Source organism: Shewanella electrica (assembly GCF_022321485.1).
Classification (GTDB): Bacteria; Pseudomonadota; Gammaproteobacteria; order Enterobacterales; family Shewanellaceae; genus Shewanella; species Shewanella electrica.
This window is the reverse complement of sequence record NZ_JAKOGG010000684.1, coordinates 1-243: the sequence shown is the minus strand read 5'-3', so window position 1 is coordinate 243 and position 243 is coordinate 1. Positions and strand designations below refer to the sequence as shown.

The 243-nt window shown below is 57.2% G+C and carries 1 protein-coding gene; it reads right to left on the bottom strand.

All coding sequences use genetic code 11. The features are described from left to right. The coding region (locus L9G74_RS21810; RefSeq protein ID WP_238898975.1) for a peptide-methionine (S)-S-oxide reductase at positions 1-243 on the bottom strand (243 nt) is incomplete at both ends.

Genomic DNA, 243 nt, shown 5'->3' with positions numbered 1-243 from the left:
CTTCAGCGGGATACCACTCTTTCAGCGGCTCAATGGTGGTCACCACCGGCACATCATGGTCAGCCTGAGCGCGGGCAATGGCGGCGCGTGCTTCCGCTTCCTGCTCTGCATTGGCCGGGAAAATGGCGGAACGATACTGGGTGCCAATATCATTACCCTGACGGTTAAGCTGGGTCGGATCATGCGTCACAAAGCTGATATCCAGCAGATCGCCAAAGCTGACTTTCTCCGGGTCGAAGCCAA